At 44.4% G+C, this 6812-nt stretch carries 8 protein-coding genes; 4 read left to right on the top strand and 4 right to left on the bottom strand.

Annotated elements, in window-relative coordinates; translation table 11 throughout:
- Positions 1-172 precede the first annotated feature (172 nt).
- Positions 173-1468, bottom strand: a complete 1296-nt coding sequence (locus VIN08_RS14875) for a glycosyl transferase (RefSeq protein ID WP_331966675.1) — start codon at positions 1466-1468, stop codon at positions 173-175.
- A gap of 42 nt (positions 1469-1510) precedes the next feature.
- The gene (gene miaA / locus VIN08_RS14870; RefSeq protein ID WP_331966673.1) at positions 1511-2404 is read right to left on the bottom strand and encodes a tRNA (adenosine(37)-N6)-dimethylallyltransferase MiaA; all 894 of its coding nucleotides are present in this window, start codon (positions 2402-2404) and stop codon (positions 1511-1513) included.
- A gap of 212 nt (positions 2405-2616) precedes the next feature.
- On the opposite strand from miaA, the gene VIN08_RS14865 reads away from it, so the two are divergent.
- The 4 genes from VIN08_RS14865 to VIN08_RS14850 are packed head-to-tail and all read left to right on the top strand — an operon-like array spanning position 2617 to position 5442.
- On the top strand, positions 2617-2892 hold the full coding sequence (locus VIN08_RS14865) for a hypothetical protein (RefSeq protein WP_331966670.1): 276 nt from the start codon (positions 2617-2619) through the stop codon (positions 2890-2892).
- Positions 2889-3650: an MBL fold metallo-hydrolase gene (locus VIN08_RS14860; protein ID WP_331966667.1), complete on the top strand. Its 762-nt coding sequence runs from the start codon at positions 2889-2891 to the stop codon at positions 3648-3650. The genes VIN08_RS14865 and VIN08_RS14860 overlap by 4 nt, the downstream gene beginning before the upstream one ends.
- Positions 3651-3665: 15 nt before the next feature.
- On the top strand, positions 3666-3896 hold the full coding sequence (locus VIN08_RS14855; RefSeq protein ID WP_331966664.1) for a hypothetical protein: 231 nt from the start codon (positions 3666-3668) through the stop codon (positions 3894-3896).
- Positions 3889-5442, top strand: coding sequence for an NFACT RNA binding domain-containing protein (locus tag VIN08_RS14850; RefSeq protein ID WP_331966662.1), 1554 nt, complete (start codon positions 3889-3891; stop codon positions 5440-5442). Before VIN08_RS14855 ends, VIN08_RS14850 begins: the two co-directional genes overlap by 8 nt.
- A 99-nt stretch (positions 5443-5541) precedes the next feature.
- Here VIN08_RS14850 and VIN08_RS14845 read toward each other — a convergent pair whose 3' ends face one another.
- On the bottom strand, positions 5542-6174 hold the full coding sequence (locus VIN08_RS14845) for a CoA pyrophosphatase (RefSeq protein WP_331966659.1): 633 nt from the start codon (positions 6172-6174) through the stop codon (positions 5542-5544).
- A 2-nt stretch (positions 6175-6176) separates the two neighbouring features.
- On the bottom strand, positions 6177-6812 hold a 636-nt coding region (locus tag VIN08_RS14840), incomplete at its 5' end, for a tetratricopeptide repeat protein (RefSeq protein ID WP_331966657.1).

Below are 6812 nucleotides of genomic sequence, written 5' to 3'. Positions count from 1 at the left end.
AGCCACCGCTATACTTTCCATGCCTACACCTTTCCGCGTATTTATGAATGAGCCTGCCAATACTGTTGTAGCAAAATTCCCGATCGTGTGGCTGCCCGCCTTGCTTGTGCCATTAGCCTATGGGTTGCACTTCCTTTCGCTGCGGCAACTTTTCATGAAGAAGTAAATAATACTACAACATCTCTGTTAATGTCTGGGTGATGGCCCTGCGAGAGTATATCTGTGAGCCAGGAGCTTTCGCTATACTATCGGTGCTCTTCCATGCATTAAACTTTTGCTGTATAAATATTTTGATCGCAGCAGTATGATTACCATCGATCATAACACCCGCGCCAGATATATTCAGCAATGCTGCAGCATCGCCTTGCTCCGGGCCGACACCGAGTACAGGGAGACCTGTGGCCAGGTATTCGAATAATTTACCGGGCATATATCCTTCTGCATCTTTATACCCGGTTAATACCAATAACATAACAGCCGACTCGCCATAGAGCGCCATTAATTGTTTGTGTGGTATAGTAGGTGTAAACGTAGTTATACTCTTTAGATCATCGTCTTGTTGTACAAAAGCTCGGAAGTCCGGATGTACTTCGCCTACAAAATCGATCTGTAGTTTTTCTCGTAGTTCAGGTTGCTCCTGCAGCAGACTTTTTACAGCAAGCATGAAGGGTCGCGGATCGCACTTCTCATTTACTATACCGGCATGGCGAATAATAAATTTTGTATGACGTGTGATGACCAGGTTTTTAAAATCGTCTTCATCAAAACCATTGGTCAGCAACCGTACCGGCCGGCCGGATAATTTTTCGAACTTGCGCACATAGAAAGGTGTGATGGTAATAACTACATCAGCCATTTTTACTACCTGCGCTTCCAGCCTGCGATGCATACTGCGCGCAATTCCTCCTACCATCAAACTATCCAGCAACCCCCAGTCGCTCCACGGATCACGAAAATCTGCGAGCCATTTCAAAGAAGGATTTTTTCTTTTCAACTTCAACCCAATCAGGTGAACACTATGCGGAGGGCCTGTGGTGATAATCGTTTTTATACCCTGCTCCTGCACATACTTCAACAAAAACCTGACCGATGGTTTTACCCAGAACACACGCGGATCGGGTATAAACAGATTACCGCGCACCCATGTACTTACTTTCTGAAAGAGTGATTTCTTTTTGCCGGATACAAGCTCTGTTGGCTTGGCTGATTTTTTATTTCCCAGTAACCCGGACAGTTTAAAGAATGCCTCGTATGGCTCCCATATAGGAAAGTGTATAACTTGTGCTTCCTTCGGTACATCGCGCAGCAATGATTCATCGCGAATGGCAAACGATGGATTGGCCGGAGTAAATATATAGGGCTTCCATCCGAATGACGGAAGATACTTGGCAAACTTTAACCAGCGTTGCACACCACTGCCGCCACTCGGTGGCCAGTAATACGTTATGATCAATACTTTATTTTCCATTCGAAGAAGTCAGCGATCGCTATATATTTCAAAAGCTCACGGCTAGTTAATCAAATTTAGTATAGCTTGTATATTTCCCGGATTCATCCATAGAGTCTCTTCATCGCGTTTAAACCAGGTAAGTTGTCGCTTGGCATACCTGCGCGAATTTCGTTTCAGTAAACGCACCGCTTCTTCCCTGTCATACTTACCATCCATATAATCAAATATCTCCTGGTAGCCCACTGTTTGCAATGCGTTGTGGTGCCGGTAGGCATAGAGTTGTGTGGCCTCGTCAAATAAACCGGCAGCAACCATCTGATCCATGCGTGCATCGATCCTGCTATATAGTTCTTCACGTGGCAACTCCAGACCGATCTTGATTACCTCGAACGGATGTTGGAGTTTGGCTTGCTTTCGAAAGGAAGCAATAGATTGCCCGGTGCCGATCTTTACTTCGAGCGCACGCATAAGCCGGTGTGGATTCTGCTGATCGAGTGCAGCAAAATGCTCCGGATCAAGCGCACACATCTGCTCCTGCAACCAAACTATACCGTGTTGTTCAAAGTTTTTTGTGAGGTGCTCACGAATCTCATCCGGCACATCCGGTATCTCATCGAATCCTTCCAGCACTGCTTTTACATATAAACCGGAGCCGCCACACAGAACCAGAAATTTGTGTTGCTCAAAGAGCCGGTGTATCAATGATAATGCATCGCGTCCGTAAGAAGCGGCATCGTAATCTTCTTTGATCGAGTGACTGTCGATAAAATGATGCGGCACACGTTTCAATTCTGCTTCATCCGGTTTTGCCGTACCAATCGTTAACTCCCTGTAAATCTGTCGCGAATCGGCTGAAATAATTTCCGTTCCCAGATGTTCTGCTACCTGAATAGCAACAGCCGTTTTACCTACAGCCGTTGGCCCGACAATAACGATGAGCTTGTGTTCCTTCATTTTCCGGGGCGTAAGTTAAGATAGAGAGTCCGGAAGTTAGAAAGACCGGAAGACGGAAAACTATTTTTTATTTTCACCCACATCTTTATCTCAAAAAACTTTCGGTCTTCCGGATGTCCTGACTTTCAGTCTTTTCCCAACTTTTCAGCTTCGCCTACTTTTTCGGACTTCCCCAACTTATTCTTTATCTTGCACCCGAGAATACAACCACTATGATCAAGTATACAACGCAGTTTCTGTTAAAGCTCGAGGAGATGATCACGGAATCGGACTATACACTCCGTTATGAAAAAGGAAATTTCAAAGCCGGTTATTGTGTGTTGAAGGATCAGAAGATCATGATTGTAAACAAGTTTTTTACAACGGAGGGAAAGATCAACGCATTACTGGATATACTGAAAGGCGTTACCCTCGACCCGACAAAGTTCTCTGAGAAAAGTCAGAAGCTTTACGAAGAACTTAATTCACAACAACAGACAGCCGCTTGAAAGTAACGTTTCTCGGCACGGGCACATCACAAGGCGTACCGGTGATCGGCTGTAACTGCGAAGTTTGCCTGTCACTTGATTTCCGCGACAAGCGTTTACGTACGGCTATACATCTCGACATTCAGGGACAAAGCTGGGTTGTAGATACTGGCCCCGATTTCCGTCAGCAGATGCTGCGCGAACATGTGCAGCGACTGGATGCTGTAATTTTTACGCATGCTCACCGCGACCATACGGCCGGGCTAGACGATGTACGCGCCTATAATTTTCTTCAGCAGATGGACATGCCTATATATGGCACACAACCTACGCTGGATCAATTGAAGGTTGAGTATGCATACGCGTTTGAAAAAAATGCTCCGCTGGGTTTACCGCGACTTGATCTGAATGTTATAGACGAAAAGCCCTTCTCGATAAAAGGTATTGAAATTATACCATTGCCGGTAATGCATTTGCGTATGCCCGTGTTCGGATTTCGCTTCGGTAATTTCAGCTATATAACCGATGCTAATTTTATACCAGACGAAACACTGGAGCGATTAAAAGGCACAGAGATACTCGTGCTGAATGCCCTGCAACACGAACGCCACGTATCGCACTTCAATCTTACAGAAGCGTTAGCGATGGCAGAGAAAATCAACCCAAGGAAAACTTACCTGCTGCACATGAGCCACAAGCTGGGCTTACATGCTACGATAGAAAAAGGATTGCCAGACAATGTATCGCTGGCTTACGATGGCTTGCAGTTAGATCTCTGATCTCTAGGTTCAACAATGAGCGACTCCAAAAATAACTGGAACAAAAGCTGGCTGCTCATCATCTTTATCATTCCGCTGGTGCTGACTTTAGGAATACCGCTTTTTTCTTCGAGCCGATCGATCAACCCGACAATGTTTGTCATTCTCCTTTACGGGTTCATCCGATTTGCAGCGGGCTTATTTATATACCTGATAATCTTTTATCTTGTGCGCGAACTGATCAAACATTTCCGCGATCGTGCATAACAACTATTATTTTTTACGCCAGCTCAGCAGTACGCTTACACCGCTATTGACCGGCACCGTTATATCGGAATGCTTTAGTCAGAATAAAGATGAACTGGTTATACGGTTCGAAACACATACCGAGCCGTTCTTTATCAAAGCAAGCCTGGAGCCTTCATTCTCCTGTCTCTCCTTCCCACGTGATTTTAATCGGGCACGTAAAAACAGTGTTGATCTTTTTGAGAAACTGATCGGACAACGTGTAACAGGTATACGTCAATTTACCAATGAGCGAAGCTTTGCTATACTTCTCACCGATGACCTGATGTTGCTCTTCAAGATGCACGGTAACCGCTGCAACATTATACTGCTGGAGAGAAATATACCCATCGAGCTTTTCCGGAATAATATAGTGGCCGATGCAAACCTTGACGCAGAAACACTTGATCGAACCATTGACTGGAGTTATGAAGCTTTTTTGCAGCATCGTTCAAAACTTCAATCACTATATTTCACCTTTGGAAAAATTATCTGGAAATATCTCGAAGCGAAAAAGTTTGATCGGTTATCGCCTGAAGAACAATGGCTGGAGATCCAGGCAATAAAGCAACAACTGGAGCAGCCTGTATATTTTATAGCACAATCGGATGCCTCTCTATATCTATCGCTTATCCGGTATGGAAATATAGTGAGCGAATTTCGTGAGCCTGTAAAAGCGATCAATGATTTCTTTTATACCTATACACACCAGGCGGCTTTTATACGTGAGAAGGCTTCTGCGTTATCAACTTTACGAAACAAGCTGCAGGGCAGTGAGCAATACTATCAAAAAACATTTGATAAGCTGTCAGAAGTAGAAAGCGAAAATCCTTATAAAGTTTGGGCCGATCTGATCATGGCAAACATGCACCAGATCAAACCCGGCATGGATAAGATCACGCTTCCGGATTTTTACCACGAGAATAAACTCATTGACGTAAAACTCAAGAAAGATATATCTCCTCAGAAGAACGCAGAAGCATACTATCGCAAAGCCAAAAACCAGCACATCGAAATCCAGCGACTGCAACAATCTCTGGAAACAAAAGAAAAGGAAATGGAGCAGCTAAAACAACAGCTTCACGCCATCGAAAGTATAGATGAACTGAAATCGCTGCGCAAGGCTATATCTCACCAAGGACTAACAGACGATAAAGAAAAACAACCGGTAAGTCTGCCCTTCCATGAATTTGAACATAACGGTTTCCGTATCTGGGTGGGTCGCAATGCGCAAAGCAATGATATACTTACTTTCAAGTATGGTTTTAAAGAAGACTTGTGGTTGCATGCAAAAGATGTAGCAGGCTCGCACGTGCTGATCAAATATCAATCCGGCAAAAACTTTCCGAAAGATGTAATCGAGCGCGCAGCCCAACTCGCAGCCTATAACTCCAAACGAAAAACAGAAACGCTCTGCCCCGTAATTGTTACACCAAAAAAATTTGTACGCAAACGCAAAGGCGATCCTGCAGGCGCTGTAGTTGTTGATCGGGAGGATGTTATTTTGGTTGAGCCGGTTGGTTTATAAGTTGAAAGCTCAAAGTTTAAGGTTTAAAGTTCAAGGTTTCAACGTTATATACATTTTAATCTGTGAATATCTGTGAATTCTGTGGGAACCAGCTTTCCGCTAATATTCTAGTTCTCTCACTACTAATCGCAGTTCGTTTAACATCATGGCTGTAGCGCCCCACACGATCTCTCCCTCTATATCAAAATACGGGGCCATCATTCTATACTGTCCTGCGGCCATAATTTCTTTTTGGAGTACAGCTTCTTCTTTTATCAGGTCGAATAGATTACACGAGAGTATACGCGCTACTTCGTGTGGATCAGCTTTAAACGCGGGCCTCTCCATAGTAGCTACGATAGGCGTTACTATAAAATTACTCGGTATAACAAAAAAATTGGAGAGTCGGCCGAGCACTTTTACCTGTGCTATATCTATACCCACTTCTTCATTACCTTCGCGTAAAGCCGTTTGTATAACATCTTCTCCGGTTTCAGCTTTTCCACCGGGTAAACTTATCTGTCCGCTGTGAGCACCTATATATTCGGTGCGTTTTATCAAGGGAAATTTTACGATGCCATCGTCTTCATATAGCAGGATCAATACACTTCCCGGACGGGGCGGAAGCTTGTGTTCAAATTTTGGTATTACTCTTCCCACGGGTACAGCACGCATTGGCTCGTGCGCCAGCGGGCCGGGCAATTCTTTCAGCAATCGTTCCGCAATCTTTTGCTTCAGTTCATCAAAGGACATAATTACTTGCAGGGTTTCATTGAGGTAGAACCACCTTCTTTATTCTCAACTGATTTCTGATAGGCTTTACAGGCATTGTCAAAATCGTTCGTTTGCAGGTAAGCCTCTGCCAGGTATATATATACTTTATCAATAAACGGGTCCATCGATTCGGCTTGTTTCAACACACGCAACGCATCTGCCGGTTGCTTCGTCATCAGGTAATATATACCCTTGTTACGATACGCCCACGCATTGTAGGGATCAACACTGATGCTCAGGTCTATATCCGCACGCGCCTTTTCAGGCTCGTTCGTCATCAGGTATATATACCCGCGATTGTTCAGAAAGAAAGGATCTTCCGGTCTCAGCGCAAGCGCTTTGGCCAGCCATACGTTTGCTTTGCTATAGTCACTCTTATCGGCCTCGATCATCGCCAGAGCATTGAGGGCATTGGCTTCTTTCGGATTAACCTCAAGTGTCTGCTGCAATATAATCGCAGCACTGTCGTACGACTTCTTGTAGTAATACAGTGTCCCTATATTTACCAGTATATCCGAGTCTTTTTGATTGAGTGAACGCGCCTTTCTAAAAGCAGTGAGTGCTTCGTTATACTTGCGTTGCTTGGTTAGCACAAGTCCTTCCGTAAAATATACCAG

The sequence above is a fragment of the Ohtaekwangia sp. genome (assembly GCF_036568665.1).
Classification (GTDB): Bacteria; Bacteroidota; Bacteroidia; order Cytophagales; family Cyclobacteriaceae; genus Ohtaekwangia.
The sequence above is the reverse complement of the archived record's forward strand: the minus strand, read 5'-3'. Positions and strand labels throughout refer to the sequence as shown.

Excerpts from the sequence above, each read along its gene's own strand:
- VIN08_RS14875 (WP_331966675.1), bottom strand. The coding sequence starts at position 1,468 with ATGGAAAATAAAGTATTGATCATAACGTATTACTGGCCACCGAGTGGC.
- miaA (WP_331966673.1), bottom strand. The coding sequence starts at position 2,404 with ATGAAGGAACACAAGCTCATCGTTATTGTCGGGCCAACGGCTGTAGGT.
- VIN08_RS14865 (WP_331966670.1), top strand. The coding sequence starts at position 2,617 with ATGATCAAGTATACAACGCAGTTTCTGTTAAAGCTCGAGGAGATGATC.
- VIN08_RS14855 (WP_331966664.1), top strand. The coding sequence starts at position 3,666 with ATGAGCGACTCCAAAAATAACTGGAACAAAAGCTGGCTGCTCATCATC.
- VIN08_RS14845 (WP_331966659.1), bottom strand. The coding sequence starts at position 6,174 with ATGTCCTTTGATGAACTGAAGCAAAAGATTGCGGAACGATTGCTGAAA.